Source organism: Treponema sp. OMZ 840, from assembly GCF_050937815.1.
Taxonomy (GTDB): Bacteria; Spirochaetota; Spirochaetia; order Treponematales; family Treponemataceae; genus Treponema_C.
Genome location: NZ_JACDIJ010000002.1, coordinates 459,354 through 479,230 on the forward strand (window position 1 = coordinate 459,354; position 19,877 = coordinate 479,230).

20 protein-coding genes are annotated in these 19,877 nt (G+C 44.3%); 14 read left to right on the plus strand and 6 right to left on the minus strand.

Features of this window, described 5'->3' with window-relative positions; all coding sequences use genetic code 11:
* The 6 genes from H0R92_RS05575 (at position 1) to H0R92_RS05600 (ending at position 4,328) form a co-directional block, all read left to right on the plus strand.
* Positions 1–1,116, plus strand: a complete 1,116-nt coding sequence (locus tag H0R92_RS05575) for a branched-chain amino acid ABC transporter permease (RefSeq protein WP_432961946.1) — start codon at positions 1–3, stop codon at positions 1,114–1,116.
* Complete coding sequence (locus H0R92_RS05580) at positions 1,106–1,906, plus strand: ABC transporter ATP-binding protein (RefSeq protein WP_432961948.1); 801 nt, start codon at positions 1,106–1,108, stop codon at positions 1,904–1,906. The genes H0R92_RS05575 and H0R92_RS05580 overlap by 11 nt, the downstream gene beginning before the upstream one ends.
* On the plus strand, positions 1,899–2,603 hold the full coding sequence (locus tag H0R92_RS05585) for an ABC transporter ATP-binding protein (RefSeq protein WP_432961950.1): 705 nt from the start codon (positions 1,899–1,901) through the stop codon (positions 2,601–2,603). The genes H0R92_RS05580 and H0R92_RS05585 overlap by 8 nt, the downstream gene beginning before the upstream one ends.
* A 94-nt stretch (positions 2,604–2,697) precedes the next feature.
* On the plus strand, positions 2,698–3,240 hold the full coding sequence (locus H0R92_RS05590) for a hypothetical protein (RefSeq protein WP_432961952.1): 543 nt from the start codon (positions 2,698–2,700) through the stop codon (positions 3,238–3,240).
* Between the two features lie 83 nt (positions 3,241–3,323).
* Entirely contained in the window at positions 3,324–3,962 is a 639-nt protein-coding gene (locus H0R92_RS05595; protein ID WP_432961954.1) for a CBS domain-containing protein, read from the plus strand.
* A 114-nt stretch (positions 3,963–4,076) separates the two neighbouring features.
* Positions 4,077–4,328, plus strand: coding sequence for a DUF6884 domain-containing protein (locus H0R92_RS05600; protein WP_432961956.1), 252 nt, complete (start codon positions 4,077–4,079; stop codon positions 4,326–4,328).
* Positions 4,329–4,615: 287 nt separating this feature from the next.
* On the opposite strand, the gene H0R92_RS05605 is transcribed toward H0R92_RS05600, so the two are convergent.
* The gene (locus H0R92_RS05605; RefSeq protein WP_432961957.1) at positions 4,616–5,548 is read right to left on the minus strand and encodes an NADase-type glycan-binding domain-containing protein; all 933 of its coding nucleotides are present in this window, start codon (positions 5,546–5,548) and stop codon (positions 4,616–4,618) included.
* Between the two features lie 256 nt (positions 5,549–5,804).
* On the opposite strand from H0R92_RS05605, the gene H0R92_RS05610 reads away from it, so the two are divergent.
* The 4 genes from H0R92_RS05610 to H0R92_RS05625 all read left to right on the plus strand — a co-directional run bounded on the left by H0R92_RS05610 (position 5,805) and on the right by H0R92_RS05625 (position 10,089).
* The gene (locus tag H0R92_RS05610; protein ID WP_432961958.1) at positions 5,805–7,094 is read left to right on the plus strand and encodes an NCS2 family permease; all 1,290 of its coding nucleotides are present in this window, start codon (positions 5,805–5,807) and stop codon (positions 7,092–7,094) included.
* Between the two features lie 119 nt (positions 7,095–7,213).
* Entirely contained in the window at positions 7,214–7,954 is a 741-nt protein-coding gene (locus H0R92_RS05615) for a DUF5058 family protein (protein WP_432961960.1), read from the plus strand.
* A gap of 29 nt (positions 7,955–7,983) precedes the next feature.
* Positions 7,984–8,643 (plus strand): hypothetical protein, encoded by a 660-nt coding sequence (locus H0R92_RS05620; protein WP_432961962.1) that lies wholly within the window; start codon positions 7,984–7,986, stop codon positions 8,641–8,643.
* Between the two features lie 12 nt (positions 8,644–8,655).
* A complete protein-coding gene (locus H0R92_RS05625) occupies positions 8,656–10,089 on the plus strand; it encodes a M20/M25/M40 family metallo-hydrolase (protein ID WP_432961964.1) in 1,434 nt (477 codons plus the stop codon).
* Between the two features lie 32 nt (positions 10,090–10,121).
* Here H0R92_RS05625 and H0R92_RS05630 read toward each other — a convergent pair whose 3' ends face one another.
* From H0R92_RS05630 to fusA, 4 genes are all read right to left on the minus strand, one after another.
* The gene (locus tag H0R92_RS05630; RefSeq protein ID WP_432961966.1) at positions 10,122–11,480 is read right to left on the minus strand and encodes an MATE family efflux transporter; all 1,359 of its coding nucleotides are present in this window, start codon (positions 11,478–11,480) and stop codon (positions 10,122–10,124) included.
* A complete protein-coding gene (locus tag H0R92_RS05635; protein WP_432961968.1) occupies positions 11,470–12,963 on the minus strand; it encodes an NFACT RNA binding domain-containing protein in 1,494 nt (497 codons plus the stop codon). The genes H0R92_RS05630 and H0R92_RS05635 overlap by 11 nt, the downstream gene beginning before the upstream one ends.
* Positions 12,964–13,127: 164 nt before the next feature.
* Entirely contained in the window at positions 13,128–13,808 is a 681-nt protein-coding gene (locus H0R92_RS05640) for a hypothetical protein (protein ID WP_432961970.1), read from the minus strand.
* Between the two features lie 3 nt (positions 13,809–13,811).
* Entirely contained in the window at positions 13,812–15,896 is a 2,085-nt protein-coding gene (gene fusA / locus H0R92_RS05645; RefSeq protein WP_432961972.1) for an elongation factor G, read from the minus strand.
* A 40-nt stretch (positions 15,897–15,936) separates the two neighbouring features.
* Here fusA and H0R92_RS05650 point away from each other — a divergent pair, with 40 nt between their 5' ends.
* The 4 genes from H0R92_RS05650 (at position 15,937) to H0R92_RS05665 (ending at position 18,920) form a co-directional block, all read left to right on the plus strand.
* Positions 15,937–16,065, plus strand: a complete 129-nt coding sequence (locus tag H0R92_RS05650) for a hypothetical protein (RefSeq protein WP_432961974.1) — start codon at positions 15,937–15,939, stop codon at positions 16,063–16,065.
* 58 nt (positions 16,066–16,123) lie between these two features.
* On the plus strand, positions 16,124–16,609 hold the full coding sequence (locus tag H0R92_RS05655) for an Lrp/AsnC family transcriptional regulator (protein WP_428770598.1): 486 nt from the start codon (positions 16,124–16,126) through the stop codon (positions 16,607–16,609).
* Between the two features lies 1 nt (position 16,610).
* On the plus strand, positions 16,611–17,795 hold the full coding sequence (locus H0R92_RS05660) for a pyridoxal phosphate-dependent aminotransferase (RefSeq protein WP_432961976.1): 1,185 nt from the start codon (positions 16,611–16,613) through the stop codon (positions 17,793–17,795).
* A gap of 198 nt (positions 17,796–17,993) precedes the next feature.
* A complete protein-coding gene (locus H0R92_RS05665) occupies positions 17,994–18,920 on the plus strand; it encodes an Rpn family recombination-promoting nuclease/putative transposase (protein ID WP_432961978.1) in 927 nt (308 codons plus the stop codon).
* 254 nt (positions 18,921–19,174) lie between these two features.
* Here H0R92_RS05665 and H0R92_RS05670 read toward each other — a convergent pair.
* On the minus strand, positions 19,175–19,877 hold a 703-nt coding region (locus tag H0R92_RS05670), incomplete at its 5' end, for a DNA-binding domain-containing protein (RefSeq protein WP_432961980.1).

Genomic DNA, 19,877 nt, shown 5'->3' on the forward strand with positions numbered 1-19,877 from the left:
ATGATAAAAGGTACATATTCTTTTAAAAACACGGCCGTACCTGCGGGCTTTGCCCTTGTTCTTTTTTTACTGCCCGCACTTTTAATACATTTGTCGGTTATCGACGACTATACGGCACAGATAATTACGCTCGGCGGTATTAATGCGATTATGGCCGTAAGCGTCAATATTATTTGCGGTATTACCGGTCAACTTTCGCTGGGACAGGCGGGTTTTATGGCTATCGGCGCATATTCGACGATTATTTTAACCGAAAATTTGGGCGTTCCGCTTCCCGCAAGCATTTTGGCCGCAGGTGTGATAACCGCCTTTGCCGGCTTTTTAATCGGCTTTCCGACTTTAAAGCTTACCGGCGACTATCTTGCAATTGTAACGCTCGGCTTCGGTGAAATTATTCGCGTATTTTTAATTAATTTTAAAAACATCACCGGCGGTGCAAACGGAAAACGTTTTACCGCGCCCGCCGCCGTTATTTTATCGCTTACACCGCTTTTATCCTGGCTTATCATTATAGGCGCTTTGATTATAATTATTACACTTTTGCAAAATTTTTTGCGTTCAACCTACGGGCGTGCGATTTTAGCGGTGCGCGAAGACGAAATTGCGGCTGCTTCAAGCGGTGTCGGCGTGTTCCGCTATAAGATGACCGGCTTTGTTATCGCTTCCTTTGTCGCCGGTATCGGAGGCGCCCTGTATGCCCCCTTTATCGGCTTTATAAAACCCGACCTCGCATCCTTTAACCGCAGCATTGATTATTTGATTTTTGTCGTACTCGGCGGTATGGGTTCCGTTACCGGTTCGATTATAGCCTCCTTTGTGCTGACCTTTTTGCAGGAATTCCTGCGCTTTTTAAAAGATTTCCGCTTATTGATTTATCCTTTGATTTTGATTTTCGTTATGCTGTTCCGCCCTCAAGGCCTTTTAGGCATGAAAGAATTATCCTTTGTTAAATTGTGGGACAACCTCAGTGCGTGTGCGTTAAAGCGTATCCGTTGCGGCAAAAGTTGTTCTGCCGGAAGCGGAATGGCGTCTTCGCCGGCCGAAAAAAAAGCACATTGCCCCTTGTGCCGCCTTATAAAGGGGGGCGTAAAAAAGGAGAACGGCGATGGAAAATAAAACGCTTTTAATGCAGGTAAACGATATTTCCATTGTATTCGGCGGCCTGCGTGCGGTAAGCAATTTTTCATGCTTTATAAATAAGGGCGAGCTTATCGGTTTAATCGGGCCGAACGGTGCCGGAAAAACAACCGTGTTTAATATGCTTTCGGGCATTTATACGCCGACGGAAGGCAGTATAGATTTTTGGGATAAAAAACGCAAAGTTCACAGCGTCGAAAAACTTTCAAGCGATAAGTTAAACCGTATCGGCATTTCGCGCACCTTTCAAAATATCCGCTTGTTCGGCAATTTGAGCGCGGAAGAAAACGTTCTTATCGCTTTGCACGGCAGACGTAAAGTAAATCCCTTTGACGTGGTACTGCGTACGCGGCGCTTTTATAAAGACGAACAGCGTATGAGGGAAAAAACCGCCGACCTTTTGCATCTTTTTAAAATAGCCGAAAAAAAAGATGAACTGGCAAAAAATCTTCCCTACGGCGAACAGCGCAAATTGGAAATATGCCGCGCCCTCGCCGCAAAACCGCAGCTTTTGCTTTTGGACGAACCTGCGGCGGGCATGAACCCGCAGGAAACGGCGGAACTTATGGATTTGATTGCCTTTATCCGCAAAGAATTCGAAGTGACGATTTTATTGATAGAACACGATATGAACCTTGTTATGGGAATTTGCAAACGCCTTATCGTACTCGATTACGGACGTATTATTGCCGAAGGAGAACCCGAAGCCATTCAAAAAAATCCTGCGGTTATTAAAGCCTATTTGGGCGGGGAGGCCGTACATGCTTAAAGTAAAAGATTTAACCGTACATTACGGCGCCATAAAAGCTTTGCACGGCATTGCCTTTGAGGTAAATCAGGGCGAAATTATTTCGCTTATCGGTTCCAACGGTGCCGGAAAAACAACCACTCTTCATGCCCTGTCGAACATCGTAAAAAAAACCGACGGCAGCGTGTTTTTCGAAGGTCAGGATATAACCCATCTTGCCCCCGACGCGATTGTAAGAACCGGTCTTATTCAAGTGCCGGAAGGCCGCAGGGTTTTTGCAAACATGAGCGTAGTCGAAAACCTTGAGCTGGGCGCTTTTACGCGCAAAGACCGCAGCGAAATAAAAAAGGATATGGAAAAAGTATTTACCCTGTTTCCGCGCTTAAAAGAAAGAGCGCGTCAAATAGGCGGCACCCTTTCCGGCGGAGAACAGCAAATGCTTGCGATGGGAAGAGCCCTTATGTCGCGCCCGAAACTGCTTTTGCTCGACGAACCGTCGATGGGTTTGGCGCCGATATTGGTAGATGAAATATTTTCGATTATACAGGAAATAAACGACGAGGGTACGACAATTTTATTGGTTGAACAAAACGCTTTTAAAGCTTTAAATATTGCCGACAGGGCGTATATTCTTGAAACGGGTTCCGTTGTAAAAACGGCGAGCGGTTCCGAATTGATAAAGGATGAAAGTGTAAAAAAAGCATATTTGGGCGGCTAACAGTGTAAATGAATACGGTTTTCGAATACATTGACAGCCGTTATTTTATCGTATATATTTAATATGAGTAAATTTTTTACTTGGAGGAGAATGTATGAGAAAAAAGAGTTTTTTATTTTGTGCAGGACTGTTTTTTTTGATCTTGCAAGGATGTGCCAGTATTCCTACCGCATTGCCTAAGGAACGCTCTGTAGAAGTTCCTGAATTGGATGGAATGGTAAAAATATCGGATATTCAATATGAAAGGGCAGTCTTTGTTCTCTCTCAAGACCAATATTATACACTTCGAGGGAGTGATAAAAAATTTGTTATTTTTTTTATGCAGCCTCAAAAAATAAAGGCGTCAAAAACTTATGATTTTTATAATATAACTTTGGAGAATGATACAACGACGGTACATCCTATTATTTTCAAATATGTAAAAGCCGGAACCCTGATGACCTTGGATTTGGGGCATGTTGTGGAGGTTGCCAATACTTTACCGCATCAATTTTCTTCCAGTGTGCCCTATACTGTGGTTTTAGGCTTTCCTGCAGTACCCGGAGAACGATTCACAAGAATCAACTTTTACGGAAAGATTGTTGAAATTGATGAAAATATTGAAATGAAGGGAGAAACTTTTGTTACTTTTGATTGAAATTTGCAGGATATTGGGATAGGCTCTGTAATACTGTAATATATATCTTATCTTTTTCAAGTTATAGGGGCTGAGGAGGCAGTATGATTGTCGCTGATGTTATGACTAAAAATCCCGTTTGTGTAAATCCCGATATGTCGGTAAACGACGTAAAAGCGCTTATGACTAAGGAGGGGGTGAGCAAATTTCCCGTTTTGGATAAAAACGATAACCTTGTAGGAATTGTTACAAAAAAGGATTTGTTAAAAGCCGATCCTTCTTCCGCTACAACCTTGGATATGTATGAAATCAGTTATTTGTTGTCCAAGCTGACCGTTAAAAAAATTATGGAAAAGGATGTAGCCATCGTTCAGGAAACGGAGGTTGTCGAAGAAGCCGCCCGTATTATGGCCGATCGCGATATTACTTGCCTTCCGGTTATGCGCGGCGATTTGCTTGTAGGCATTATAACCGAAAAAGATTTATTCAGAAGCTTTATCGATATGTTCGGCGCCCGTCATCAGGGAGTGCGCGCCGTCTTTTCGCTGGATGAAAAACCCGGGCAAATTGCGCGCCTTGCAAAGGCTATCGCCGACTTAAACGGCAATATCGTTTCTTTAGTAACCGCCGAAGGCGAAGACGTAAAGCACCGGCGCTGTACGGTAAAGGTATCGGGCTTAAAAAAAGACGAACTTGTAAAAATACTGAATGAAATAGGCGCCGTTACGGAGGATGTGCGCTGATTGCGGTTACAACCGCAAATTGTGCATAAATAATGTGTTTTTTTTCAGGTGTAATCGCAAAAGTATTTAAAATATAGAAGTTTTTATGGTTATAACCGCAAAACTCTTGATTTTTTGAGACTTTTGCGGTTACAGGGGATTAAAACCGTGCCTGCCGCCGACAGAAAAAAATGGGCTCAAGAGGTTCTTGAAGCATTAAAACAAAAGACCGACATAGACAAAGACGAGTTTATCATACTTGCCGGAAAAAAACATTTTGAATATGTAAAGCCTGCGCTTAAAAAGTGCAAAACCCCTTTGACCGAATTGGGCGGTATAGGGAAACAGCTGCATTGGCTTAATCAAATGCTGAACGGCGCACGGTGAGTATGCTCCGCTATTTGTTTAAATAGTGATTACACCTTGGAGAATAAACGGCAAACATATCCGAGTGAATAACATATCAAAATATCGGCTGTCCGAAAACCGGCGCTTTTGAACAGCCCATGATAAGGGACAAAAACCGGAGTAACATATTTTTTCGGTAAACAGTCTGTTTTTTTTGTCAACTTACACCTCTGTCATTGTTGTATATGTTTATGTGCGGGAAAAAAATATGCCATTGATATCGAGATTTAAAACCGATGGAACGATGAGGTTCCGCAGCGATTAAATTAAAAGCCGAATAAATTTGCGCCTGAAAAATATTTGCTTAAAACAGTGTCGGCATCTTTCGGTACGGATTCGCTTATATATCCGGCAAGTTGCTTTGCAAAATACGCATTCCTATCGAAAGACTCTTCCGTTTTTTCTCCTTCTTCTTCTATAATTGCCGAAATACAGGTATCCGTATATTTTGTGCCCTTATAGACTTCCGCTATGGTTATTTTTATTCTTTGTGTGCTTTGGGGAAAATCTATAAAGTTAAAATAAACCTTATCTTCAAAATCGGCAAAGAATTCCGTTCCGTTATCCAGATCTTCAATTTTAAGCCGCTTTGCACGGGAATTTTCTTTATACAGCTTCATATTATTTATGTCCGTATAGCCGTTGAGAATAGAAATCCCGTGGATCCGAGTCTTAAATTCGATAGTTACGCTTTCTCCTATACCGTTTCCGGGAGCACCTTCAACCCAAGGAATATGCGAACTGTTCCACCAATACGGATGGCACTTACAGCCTATATAAAAACATTTGAATAAATTATCGGGGGTATAATTTATTTTTTTACCTTTGATGATTTCGGAAAAAGAAGACGATGCTTGTATGTTTTTTAAGTTGTAATTATGAAAACCGTCCTCATCGTCAGAATATGTATTTTCACCGTCATGCTGGAAAGAGGAAAAAAATTGTTGTTTTTTTTCACCGTCTATTATTAAAAGTTTTTTGTTTTTATATGTAAATTTCAAAAACCCGTCGTTGTCAACTGCAAGCATACGCCGGTCAAGTTTTACATACTCTTTTAAATACGGCAGTACAAAATAAAGTTCATTGTCATTGTAATAAAGAATCGATTCGTCTTCTTCGCCGAGTACTATTTTTGTAAAAGAGTATACATAAGCAAAGGAACAAAAAACAAGCACTATCAGTAATACATTTTTACGCATATTTTTCCTCAAAACAGGTTTGTCCTTATAAGCGGCACCGGAACCCTAAAATACCGCCTCCCTCTTCAAACGCTTTATCCTATTAGCCATTGTAAGTGTATCAATATGTAAGCTTTTCCGTCAAGGCCGATTTTTTCCGTTCCGGAAAAATCTTTTGTTACTTGTCCGTTTTTTTTATTTGTGCTATTATGTAACATATTTTTTTATTCTTAATACGGGGATGTTTGCAGCTCCGTGTTGAGTTCGGAGGGTGCAAATGGAAAAATTCTTTAAAATGAAGGAGCGGGGAACGAACCTTCGCCGTGAAATTGTAGCCGGTCTTACAACATTTTTGGCAATGGCATATATTTTGGCGGTAAATCCCGGTATGCTCGCCAATACGGGTATGAATGCTTCTGCGGTATTTACGGCTACGGCTTTGGCTGCCGCCGTCGCAACGCTGGTAATGGCTTTTACGGCTAATTTGCCGATTGCCTTGGCTCCCGGTATGGGCTTAAATGCCTTTTTTACTTTTACGGTTGTTATCGGCATGGGAATATCTTGGCAAACGGCTTTAACCGCTGTTTTTTTGGAAGGTATTTTATTTATTATTTTATCGTTTTTTAATGTCCGCGAATCGATTATAAAAGCGATTCCCTCAAATCTTAAAAAAGCGGTGGCCGCCGGTATCGGTTTGTTTATTTGTTTTATCGGTTTTCAAAATGCGGGTATCATCGTAAACAACGATGCTACCTTAGTGGGTTTGGGCAACTTAACGCAGGGGTCCGCCGTGGTTGCTATGATAGGACTTGCAATTACCGCCGTGTTATTTGCTTTAAAAGTACCGGGTTCGATTCTTATCGGTATTTTGATTACAACAATCATAGGACTGCCCTTTAAAGTTACGCTTATTCCCCAAGATTGGAGTCCCGTCAGCGTTCCCGCCTCTCCGCTTTTATTTCAATTTGATTTTTCGAATATATTCAGCTTTGAATTTTTTGCGGTTTTCTTTACCTTTTTGTTTGTGGATATTTTCGATACGGTAGGCACCCTTGTCGGTGTAGCTTCGGAAGCTCATTTAACCGATTCAAACGGAAACGTACCCCGTGTAAAACAAGCTTTGCTTTCAGACGCTATCGGTACCGTTGCGGGCGCCTGTTTGGGCACATCCACCGTTACCAGTTATGTTGAAAGTACGGCCGGTGTCGCCGCAGGCGGCCGCACCGGAGCAACCGCTTTAACTACGGGCGTACTGTTTTTGTTGGCTTTATTTTTAAGTCCTCTCTTTTTGCTTGTTCCCGCCGCAGCAACGGCTCCCGCCCTTATTATCGTCGGCTTTTTAATGCTTAAATCGGTAACCGCTATCGATTTTAACAATGTAAGCGAAGGTTTGTCCGCATTTATTACGATTGTGATGATGCCCTTTGCCTATTCGATTGCCGAGGGTATCGTATGGGGAATCATTACCTATGTAGTTATGAAAACCGCAACGGGTAAGGCTAAGTCCATTCCCGTTCTTACATGGGTGCTCTTTGTTGTCTTTGTTTTACGTTTGATTTTAGCATAAGCTCTTGTATTGAGTTTGCTTATAAAGGCCGCCGCAGCTTAAGATTAAGCCGATATCTTAAATGAATCCGCTTTTCTTATGTTTTCGGCAGCCTTTTTTATTGCTTTTCAGGAGGATGTATGAACGATTTTTCGGCGATAACTGCGGAACAAGCCGCGAACTCCGCCTTTATGTATGCCGTCGGTACGGTAATAACCTTGTTTATCGTGTTGATATCCGTCGTGTTCGCAGTGCGCTCATACCGTGCGGCTGTTGCGGCGGGCATCGATAAAAAAACGATACGCGCGGTTATACGTTCGAGCGCGGTTTTTACCCTTATTCCGTCCACGGCGATTTTACTCGGTCTTATTACAATGGCCGGCGGTTTGGGCGTTCCGCTTTCGTGGATACGTCTTTCGGTTATAGGCGCCGTTCAATATGAATTGATTGCCGCAAACGCCGCAGCTTCCGCCGCCGGAATTGAAGCCCTGCTTTTAAACCTGCTTACGCCGCAAGTGTTCGTTTCGATTATCGTCGTTATGACCCTATGCATTATTTCCGGCCCTATGTTTAATTTATTTTTTCTCAAGCGCTACAGCCGCGGCTTACAAAACATGAGGCAAAAAGACAATCGCTGGGGAAAACTTGTCGTCGCATCCTTGTTTATGGGTATGATTTGTACCTTTTTGGGTAATCCGGTTATCGCTTTGCGCGTCAACCCGCGCACCGGCTTGATTTCACTTTCGGTTATGATTATATCCGCCCTCGTTATGGGATTATGCACTTTTGCGGTAAAAAAATACCGTCTTAAAAATCTTGAAGGTTTTGCCCTGCCTTTAAGTATGATTGCAGGTATGATATGTGCCGTCTTTGCTTCGTAAGCGGTTTTTAACTCTATAAAGGTATATGTATGAAACAACATAATTATGACGTACATTTTTTCGGCCGCTTGTGGACGGCCCTTTCTTTGCTGATTATTTGCGCGGTGCCTGCCGCCGTATGCGCATACTTGGGGGTGTGGCCGAGCGGAAAACTCGTTGCAGCCGGTATTCTTAAAGTCGGTATTATATATATTCCGATAGGCATTATTGAAGCGCTTACCTTCGGCCCCATCTTAGGCCCCTCGTCCTCGTATTTGGCCTTTATTACAGGCAACCTTACGAACTTAAAAATTCCCTGTGCTTTAAACGCCCTTGAAAGCGCGGGTTTTGAATCGGGCAGTGCCGAAGGCGAGATTTTATCGACCCTGTCGGTTGCCGTATCCACCCTCGTAACCACAGCCCTTTTATGTGCGGGAGTTTTACTGCTTGTGCCCCTTACCCCGCTTTTATCTTCTCCCGTTTTGGCGCCCGCCTTTGCAAACGTCATTCCTGCCCTTTTCGGCGCTTTAGGCTACACATTTATTTCTCAAAATTGGAAAATCTCCGTTTTGCCGCTTGTTTTTGTGCTTGTCCTCTATGTAAGTTTGCCCGTTAATGTTGCACAAACGATTTCCGGCGCTTTGATTCCCGTATCGGTAGCGGTAACCGTTGCCGGCGCCCGCTTTTTGTATAAGCGTAATTTGGTGTAAAGAGGAAAGATTATGGAATCAGTAAAAAAAGAAAAAAACGCCCCTGCCGCACCTAAAACAAGCGCCCCAAAAAGCACAAAAGACATCAAAGACACAAAAAGCGTAAAGAGCACAAAACCCGCTTCTCCTGCCGAACGATTGGCGACTTTGCTGCGTATTCCCTCCCTGTCTTTACCGATTGACCGGGACACTCAAAAAGCCGACATAAAAAGCGACGTTTTTGACGCCCTGCATGCCGAACTGAAACGCCTCTATCCTGCAGTGTTTAAAGCCTACGAGCGTATAAAAGTCGGCCGCTATCCGCTTATACTGCATCGAAAAGGACAAGATGCTTCGTCCGCAATCGTACTTGCCGCCCATCAGGATGTGGTACCGGCCCCGCATACGGGATGGAAGTACGAACCCTTCGGCGGCATTATTGCCGAAGGCTGTATATGGGGGCGCGGCGCCCTTGACGATACGGGCAGTTTATGTGCAATTATGGAAGCATGCGAAAGTTTGGAAGCCGAAGGTTTTATTCCGGCTGTAGATATATACCTGTGTTTTTCACATAATGAAGAAACGATGGGCTGGGGAGCGGCGGCCATTGTTGCCGAATTGGAAAAGAGGGGAGTGAAGCCGCTTTTTGTGTTGGATGAAGGCGGCGCCGTAGTCGAAAAACCCCTTCCGCTTATGACAGGCAAAGCGGCTATGATAGGCATTACCGAAAAAGGTGTCGCCGACATACGCTTTTGCGCCGAAAGTACGGGAGGCCACGCAAGCACGCCGCCTTTTAAAAGCCCTTTAGGAAGGCTCGGCGCTTTTGCCGCCTCCGTTGAAAAGCGCCCTCCTTTTAAAGCGCGTGTAAGTTCCGCTTTGTGCCGCATGTTATGTGCATTGTCGCGCCGCATGAGTTTTCCGTTAAGTTTGTTATTCCGCTTTCCGCGTTTTTTTGCCCCGCTTATACGGACTGTATTTAAAGCTTCCGGCGGTTCTGCGCGCGCCCTTGTGCAAACAAGCTGCGCTTTTACAATGGCCCAAGGCTCCGATGCCGTAAACGTTTTACCCGGCCGCGCTTTTTTTACGGCAAACTTACGTATTGCAGGCGGCGATACCGTTGAGGGTGTTTTAGCCGCTTTACAAAAGCGTGCAAAGCGTTTCGGTATCAAGGCGGAATTGATACGCGGCCATAAAGCGTCGGCCGAATCGGAATTAAACCGCGGCTGGAACCTTTTATGCAATGCCTTGGGAAAAGAGTTTCCGGATACGCCTGCCGTTCCCTATATTATGCTTGCGGCAAGCGACGCGCGCCATTACTGCAAAATATGCCCTGCCGTCTACCGCTTCAGCCCCTTTGAAATGAACAAGGCACAGCGCGACAGCGTCCACGGCATAAACGAACACATTGAAATTGCAAATTTTGAACGCGGTATCCGCTTTTATCGGGAACTGATACGCAGTTTATAAAATGAGCGTACGGTCCGTTACATCTTTTTGTATCAGGTTTTTGCGCTTTCTTCTACAAACCTAAAGGCTTTTCTTTTCCAGCGTCCGCTTAAATAATAGGGACCGATAATGAGGGTGCCTACAAGCCAGCCCGCGCCGTAGCACCAAAACATATTGTAACGGCCGCCGAAATAATCGAATAAATAGGCAAGGGGAATGCGGGCAACCAAAAGCGATATAAGCGAAGAAAGCATAGGAATAATCGATTCGCCCGCACCGCGCACAGCCGAATTGAGCGTAAAAATAATTGCCAGCAAAAAATAACCCGGCATAAGACGTTTTATAAATTCTTCTCCCGTTTTGAGTACATCGGTGTCTTGGGTAAACGCCATAAGCAGATGGCGGCCGAAAAGCGTTACAAAGATACTCATAACGATCGATATGCCGACGGAAATGACAATCGTACTGCGTACGCCCTCCTTTACCCTGCCCAGATTTTTTGCCCCGATATTTTGCCCGACATAAGTGGTAACTGCATTTGCAAAGCTTACAATCGGCATAAAAACAAACATATCGATTTTATTGGTTGCGCTGTATCCTGCCATAAAAGCGGGGCCGTAGCCGTTTACCAAACGCTGGAGTACAATAGTACCTACACAAAACAATACGTTTTGTATGCCTGCCGGAAGACCGATTTGAAAACTTTGCATGAAAATTCTGTAGTCAAAACGCATACGGCGCGAAAAAAGACGGAATATTTTAATTTTACGGTTTATATACCATACGCCGAATACAAACGAAACACCCTGTGCAATCACGGTTGCCAAGGCAACGCCGAATACACCCATATCAAAAACGGCGACAAAGAGTAAGTCAAGGACAATGTTTACAAGGGTTGCAATACTTAAAAACAATAAAGACGATTTACTGTCGCCTATGCCTTGTAAAATTGCACCGTTTATATTGTATCCGAAAGAAAGGGCGGTACCTAAAAGCAGTGTCCGTATGTAGGTTGCCGACATTTCCATTGTGGGACCTTCGGGCGTATGCATAAAGCGTAAAAAAGGACGTGCGGTTGCAATGCCTGCCGCCGTTATGAGTATGGAAGCTGCTAACATACCGATATAAATCGTATCGATTGCCGTGCGCAGTTTTTCGTGTTGTTTTGAACCGAAAAATTGGGAAACGAGGATGACGGCTCCCATACCGACTCCCGCAAACATGGATACCAGCAAAAAGATTACAATCCCCGAATTCCCTACGGCGGCAAGGGCTTCGGCGCCGATAAAGTTTCCGACGACGATGCTGTCTACAATGTTGTAGGTTTGCTGTAAGACATTACCCAAAAGTAAGGGCAGGGCAAAGCGCGTAATCAATTTTGCAGGGTTTCCGGTTGTCATATCAGTCATCATTTTTCATTTTCTCCATTTTACGGATACGTTCATTATCAAGAGTTACGGTAATATTTTTTTCATGTGCGGGCAAAACGGTTCCCTTTGGCGCATTTTTTGCGCGGCGCAAGTGTTTTACTTGCGTATAGTATAAATCGGCGGTTTTTGCTTTACGCGCCTTTGAGTAAAAGACGGCTAAATTACCCGCATCGATAAGAACATCCAAGGGCACGGTTTTACCCCGTCTGTTTTTTATAAACACATAACCGCCTGCATAATCGCGCGTATGCAGCCACCAGTCAAGACCCTTTACATGATTGCGTAAAAGCTCATCGTTTTCGGCCGCGGTTCTGCCCACAAGGATGTGCCATTCACCGAGGGAAAAACTTAATCCCGGATGTTTTTTTTCTTTTCTTTTTTGAACCGCACTTTGTTTTTGTAAAAAACGGCGGATAAGAATGGGATTTTCTTCGGCACATATCGCCTTATATGCGGCATGTACCGATTTAAGTTCTTCTTTTAAATCGGCAATGTCTTTTTCCAAATCTTTTAAACCGCTGTGAGCTTTTTTATATTGTTCGTAATAAAAGGCGGCATTTTCGGCCGCCGTTTTTTTCGGGTCTATGTGTATCGATACGGGTTTTCCGGTATTGTAATCGATACACATAAGGTTTTTTGTACCGCCGCAAGATTCCGCCGTGTGGGCATTTGCCAGTATAAGGTCGCCTTGATGTTTCCATATGTCGGCGTTTAAAAAGCTTTGTCTTTTTTCTTCGAGTTTTAAAAGAGCGCTTTGTATGCGGCCGCTTCTTTGATTATAAGCTTTTTCGGCTTGAGCCAACAGCAGGGTGCGCGAAGATGTGTTGCCGTATTCGGCATACCAGATATCGAGTTGTTCGTTAAAACTTAAAGATGCGGTATCGATGTCTTTAAAGCATACGGCATATTCTTCCGCTGTGAAATCACGTTTTTTAAAGTCTTTTTTTTCAAAATTGTTGTCCGGCTCTGTGCCCGTTTTTTGTGCACGGACGGAATTTTGTTCGGGCAGGACAAACGTTCCGCCGCTTACTTCTCCGCGTTTCGGCCTCCGGTAAAAAACGTCTAAGATATGTAAGTGTTCGTCGGTAACGACAATATTTGCCGCCCCGCTCCATAGTCTGATAAACATTTTATAGAGGGTTTGAGCTTGAATCAATTCGATTTCAACGATACGTTCTTCGCCAATTTGGCGGCAGCAGCGGATTTTTGCACCCTTTATGCGGCTTTTTAAGAATTCCATAAATCGCAGCGGGGTTTTGTTTTTAGGAATCGGCCGCTTTGTTTCGTGTATGCGGCATTCGCCCGCGGCGAGGCAAATATACAGCGCCTTTGCCTGTATATATGAGCTTTTATATACGTATAGGGCCAGACTGTCGTATCCGGGCTGTACAATGCTTTGTATAAAAGAGTCTTTCAAATCGAGTTCCGCCAGTACGGCATCTATTTCTTTATAATTTAAAGACACGACATCTCCTTTTACGGCTATACCGTAAAAAACGAAAAAGACCGATTGGATACCGAAAGATTTTTTTCGGTATTTTCCTCAGATACAAAACGGGCTGCCTTAAAGCCGTATGCTTTTAGGACAGCCCGTTGGTAAAAAAAGCACCGTATATTACGACGGGTTGATTATTTTTCAACCATTAAAAGGGTTTTTGTATCGAGTTTTAAGTTAATTCCCTTTACAGGCGTACAATGCATTTTAAGAACCTGCATATCGATAGCATCGTTTTTTTGTTCCAAATGCACGATGGTGTTTATTTGTTCGGCCGTTTGTTTGTTCATAACGGTACAGGGATCTTCGTTTTCGCAGTTACAGGTTGCCCAAATGACAAAGCCCGCTTCGGCAGCATAATTTTTGAGTGTCGCAATATCGTCTTGCTGCACTTTGGAAAAATTCAAACCGTCGATAATTAAACATGCGGTCGGAATGCCTCCCGCAAGCAGCGCTTTTAAAGTATTGACAATTTGACCGGCGGAAACGGTATTTTGGTTAAAGTTTAAAATAATCCGTTTGCTGATCAATTCATTTTTTATTTCTTCGGGATTGCTCAAATTTTTCTTTTTTGACATCTCCCAAAAAATATCTTCATACCAGGTTATAATCGCATTCGTATGTTGATTAAAAGAAACATGTACGACTTGTTTTTCCTGTAAAAGCATATCAAGACCGATTTGTACAAGAACCGCCGTTTTTCCCAAACCTTTTTTTGAAATAAGGATTCCCATTTCGCCGGCTTTTAATCCGCCGTTTGTCGCCTGATCAAAAAAACGCACGGGACTGCGATCAATAAGAGTTTGTTTTACCATGCCTTACTCCTTCTTTTTACGCTTTTCTTCGTATTCTTTCATCAACGTTTCGGCGATACTTGCCGGAACTTTTCCGTATTTTTCAAATTCCATCGAAAATTCGGCCTTGCCTTGAGTAAGAGAGCGGAGAACAGTTGAAAAACCGAACATTTCGCTCAAAGGAACTTCGGCGTCTACGCGGCTGAAATTGCCGTCTTCGGTAGATGAAATGATAATACCGCGTCTTTGATTGATAACGGCGAAAATATTTCCCTGAAATTCCGTCGGGCCTTCAATGGAAACCTTCATAATCGGTTCCAAAATAACGGGTTTTGCCTTTAAATATGCTTCGCGGAAACCTCCGATAGCCGCCTGCTGGAAGGCGATATCCGACGAGTCTACCGGGTGAGATTGACCGTCGTTAATGGTGGCTTTAATACCGACAATCGGGAAGCCGATAAGCGACCCCTTGGTCATTGAAGCTTTAAAACCTTTGTCGCACGAAGGAATAAATTCATTCGGAATAACACCGCCTTTAATGGCATCGACGAATTCGTAATCTTTTCCTTCCAAAGGTTCGAGGAAGCCGGCAACACGGCCGTATTGTCCGGAACCGCCGGTTTGCTTTTTATGCGTATAGTTAAAATCCGCATGTTGGGTAATGGTTTCGCGGTAGGCAACCTGCGGCATACCCGTTTCCACTTCACACTTATATTCGCGGCGCATACGTTCGATGTATACTTCCAAGTGAAGCTCTCCCATTCCCTTGATAATCGTTTGGTTCGATTCGGGATCCACATAGGTTTGGAAGGTGGGGTCTTCTTTTGTAAAGCGGTTTAAAGCTTTTGCCATTTGGTCCGCCGATTTTTTATCCTTAGGCATAATTGCCAACGAGATAACCGGATCGGGAACGAACATCGATGTCATTGCATAGTTTAAGCTGGGATGACAAAAGGTGTCGCCGGAAGCGCAGTCTATACCGAACAGAGCGACGATATCGCCGGGACTTCCTTCGTTGATGTCTTCCATGCTGGACGAGTTCATACGTACCAAACGGCCTACTTTGAATTTTTTACGAGCGCGCGTATTGAATAATTCGTCGCCTTTTTTTAAGCAGCCCTGATAGATGCGGACATAGGTCAGCTGTCCGTATTGACCGTCTTCAAGTTTAAAGCCCAAAGAAACACAGGGAAGTTTTTCGTCGGCTTTTAATTCGACGGGCGCTTCGTTATTGTTTAAGTCGAGGGCGGTATTTTTTACTTCGGTGGGGTTGGGAAGGTATTTGATTACCGCATCCAAAAGCGGCTGGATACCCTTGTTTTTATATGCAGAGCCGAGGAAAACACCGACAAACTGCTCGCTTAAGGTTCCTTTACGGATAGCGCGTTCTATCATTTCCTGCGTTTCGGCTCCTTCGAGCATAGCTTCCATCAGTTCATCGTCGAACATTGAAACGGCATCGAGTAATTCTTCGCGGTATTTTGCGGCATCCGCCTGCAAGTGTGCGGGAATTTCGGCATAGCGTAATTCCGTTCCGCTGTCGCCTTCAAAGTAGATGGCTTTCATAGTTACCAAGTCTACAACGCCTTCAAGCTTGTCTTCCAAACCGATGGGGATTTCCATCATGTATGCGTTTAAGCCCAATTTTTCGCGCAACTGCATACGGACTTTAAAAGGATTTGCTCCCGTGCGGTCGCACTTGTTTACAAAGGCGATTCTCGGAACATGGTAGCGTTTTAACTGGCGGTCAACGGTAATCGACTGTGATTGAACGCCGCCGACGGAACACAGTACCAAAATCGCTCCGTCCAAAACGCGCAATGAGCGTTCTACTTCAACGGTAAAGTCAACGTGACCGGGCGTATCGATAACGTTAATAGTGTGATCTTTCCAGTTAACCTGTGTTGAAGCGGATTGTATGGTAATTCCTCTTTCGCGCTCCAATTCCATATTGTCCATCACGGCGCCGACACCGTCCTTACCGCGCACTTCATGAATTGCGTGAATCTTTTCGCAATAAAAAAGAATGCGCTCGGAAAGCGTTGTTTTTCCGGAGTCAATATGGGCACTGATACCGATATTTCTCATCTTTGAAATATCAAAACTCATAGTTTTAGTACCTCTCAATTATAGTTTTGCAGAATCTGCAATGATTTTCAGTATAAAAACAGTAAATGCATTATACCGAAAAAAAGGAAAAACATCAAGGGTTTGGATACGCGATACCGTTTTGCCGAATATGTTAGGCGGTGTTTTAACCGAAATTCAAAGCGTATAAATGTCTTCGCTATTATTACACCCTTGCAAAAAGTCGGTAAAATCGGTATTGTTCCGGTATGGAAGAAATCTTGAATTTACTGCGTGCCGATGCGCGCATTTCGGCTGAAGACATCGCCGTTATGACAAAAAAAACGCCTGAAGAGGTTCGGGCGATTATACAAAACCTCGAAAAAGAGGGCGTTATATTAAAATATGCCGCAATCGTAAACCCCGAAAAAATAAACGGCGAAGGCGCTTCCGTGCGCGCCGAAATAGAAATTCAGGTTACGCCGGAGCGCGAACACGGCTTCGACGCTCTTGCCGAGCGCATTTACCGCTTTCCGCAAGTGCGCGCCCTGTACCTTATGAGCGGCGGCTACGATTTAAAAGTGGTTATCGAAGGCGAAAGCTTACAGGATGTCGCCTTTTTTGTTGCGCGCAAACTGTCCACGATTGAAGGAGTGCGCAGCACCAAAACGCACTTTATTTTAAAAACGTATAAAGAAAACGACGTTGTATACGTGAGCGAAAAAACGGACGGCCGCGAAGGGGTAACCGCATAATATGGAACAAAACACCAGAAGCGACCGCTTTTCTTCCCTTATGAAGGATATTCCCCCGTCGGGTATACGCAAGTTTTTCGACTTGATTATCGGCCGCGACGATATTATTTCTTTGGGTGTCGGCGAACCCGACTTTGCCACGCCTTGGACTATCAGGGAAGAAGCTTTTTATCATTTGGAGCAGGGACATACCTCTTATACGTCGAACTGGGGCTTAAAGGAACTGCGCCAAGCGATTGCCGGCTACCTTACAAAATACGATTTACACTACAATCCCGCAAACGAAATTCTTGTTACCGTCGGCGTATCCGAAGCCGTAGACGCGGTATTGCGTGCGGTTTTAAATCCGGGCGACGAAATTATTATTTGCGAGCCCTGCTATGTTTCGTATCAGCCTTTGGCGGCCCTGTGCGGCGTAACGCTCGTCCACTTGGACACGAGTGTAACCGGCTTTTGCCCGACTGCCGAATCGGTGGAAAAACTGATAACGCCTAAAACAAAGGCGCTGATGATTTGTTCGCCGAGCAACCCGACCGGCCGCGTTATTCCGCGCGAAGAGCTGGAAAGAATCGCCGCCCTGGTGCAAAAGCATCAAATATGGGTATTGTCGGACGAAGTATACTGCGAATTGATTTACGACGAGCACAAGCACTGTTCAATAGGCTCTTTTCCGGGCATGAAGCCGTACAGTATTATCTTAAACGGATTTTCAAAATCGTTTGCGATGACCGGCTGGCGCATCGGTTTTATTTGCTGCCCGGCCGACTTGATGGAGCAGGTGCATAAGCTGCACCAGTATTCGTCGATTTGCGCGCCGATTATGAGCCAGTACGGAGCTTTGGAAGGCCTTCGTTCCGGTATGGGCGAAGTGGAAAAAATGCGCGTATCCTACGCCCAGCGGCGCAACCTTATGTACAAGGCATTTTGCGATATGGGCTTGGAAGTTGCAGAGCCGGAAGGCGCGTTTTATATATTCCCCGATATCCGCTTCAGCGGCTTGACTTCCGAAGAGTTTGCAACCGAATTGATAGAAAAACATCGGGTTGCCGTTGTTCCCGGCTCGGTGTTCGGCTCAGGCGGCGAAGGCTTTATCCGCTGTTGTTATGCAACAAGCATTGTAAAAATCAAAGAAGCCCTGCGCCGCATAGGCGAAATGGTCGCCGAGTATAAAAATAGGCGCCTCTAAAAAACTGATTCGCAGTCCGCAAAGCGGACAAGTTAATGAATTTCCTTATAGAACAAGCCGCTAGGCTTGCAGTTTTTGGCGGTGCTCTTTATATAAAAATCGATTTACATCTCTGTGAGGTTAAATAAAAAAGCATATACATTATCTTACAAATCTGCCGAAATTGTGCTATAATATACGCAATGAGAGGGCATAGTCATGAGTACGGCAAACAGAAAATACAAAGATTCGGTATTCGTTGACCTTTTCGCAGAAGATGAACGGGCAAAAGAAAATTTTTTATCGCTTTATAACGCTTTGCATGGAACTTCACTTACGGTTGTAGAACAGCTGAAAAACATCAGACTTGATCAAGTTCTCTATATGACTTTTTATAATGATGTATCTTATCTTATAGATAATAAAATCATAGTACTTGCAGAACACCAATCAACAATAAACCCCAATATGCCTTTGCGCTGCCTTGAATATATCAGCCGCCTTTATGAAAAGCTCTTTGAATCAAAAGAAAAATACAGCCGTAAACTCTTACATATTCCAATCCCTGAGTTCTATGTTTTTTACAATGGAGAGGTGTCTTACCCTTCCGATAAAACACTAAAACTTTCGGAAGCTTTTATAGAAAAAGCAGAAAAACCTAATCTTGAGTTGACCGTTAAGGTGATAAACATAAACCAACAAAATCGCCATCCGGTACTGGAAAACTGCAAAACGATGTATGAATACACTGTGTTTGTAGAAACGGTGCGGAGATGGAAAAAAGAAGATCCTCAAAACGGCTTTCAAAAAGCCGTTGAAGAATGTATACAAAATAATATTTTGCGTGAATATCTAAAGCGCAAGACTAAGGAGGTAATCAATATGTTACTGGCCGAATATGATTATGACACCGATATTGCGGTACAAAGAGCAGAAGAACGGGAAACCGCCTTTGCGGAAGGTATTGAACAAGGTATTGAACAAGGTATTGAACAAGGTATTGAACAAGGTATGGAGCGAGGCATTGAACAAGGCTCTTACCGGAACAAACTTGAAACGGCAAAGCTGATGAAAGAGGCACATTGTGAAACCGATTTTATTATGCAAATGACAAAACTTACTAAAGAAGAAATTGAGGCTTTATAAAAGTAATATGTTAGTAGCAGAATATGATATCGAAAATATTGCTTAAGCGGCAGGTTTAAGCATTGAAGAAGTGAAAGCATTAATAAGAAAGCCTTTGCCGCTGTTTACGCTGAAGGATACCTTGTACTTGGGTATAGCGTAGACTGGGTACTACGACCGACGAAGGTTATGCTCTACGGCAGGCGTAGGTTATGCTCTACGGCGGCCGTAGGTTCCGTGTTTTGACCGGCGAAGGCTGTGCGGTTTGTCAAAGCTTATGTGCGGGTAAGCGGTTTATCGAATCTGCCCGTTTTAAGGCTTTTGCTTTTTTGCGACGAACCGATTATCTTTGTGCGCACTTCGATGTACCAATTGCCGGCTTTTAAGTCCGCAGGGATGATTGCCATAAGACGGGCGGGTTTATTTTCGGCGATGACGGCAGCCCTTACTTCGGCCCCCGCTTCGGGTACAAAGAAGATGCCTTGGGATGCGTCTTTGGGGTCGAACTTTAACCTTGCGCCTATCAGCTGCACAACGCCGCCTGCGCTCAGAAGCTCGTTCACCTTGCCCGATACGATGTCGGTAACTTCGGTAATGTAGGGGTTGGTGTCGGTACTTTGCGTCTTTTCGCATTTGATTTTTGTAAGCGCATTTTTAAGCAGGATGCCGGGCGTCAGGTTGAGTTTGATGCTGTGGCGCTTTTTGTCGAAGCTGTCCGCCGCCCCGATAAAGGTACCGGTAATGCTCAATGCCGTGTTCATAAGGGGCGTGTTTACCGCAGAGCCGTCTTCAATCAGGGCGGAAACCACTTCGCCGTACACTTGCAGCACCGCCTTTGTGTCCGCTTTGGTCAGGGTTGAACCTTTTTGCATCATAAGGTCAATGATTTCGTCAAGAGAAAACGAGCGCACATCGGCAGCCTGCGCCATGTAGTCGTTTTCGTCCGGTGTGAGTAAGTTTTCACGTAAACAGTACTTC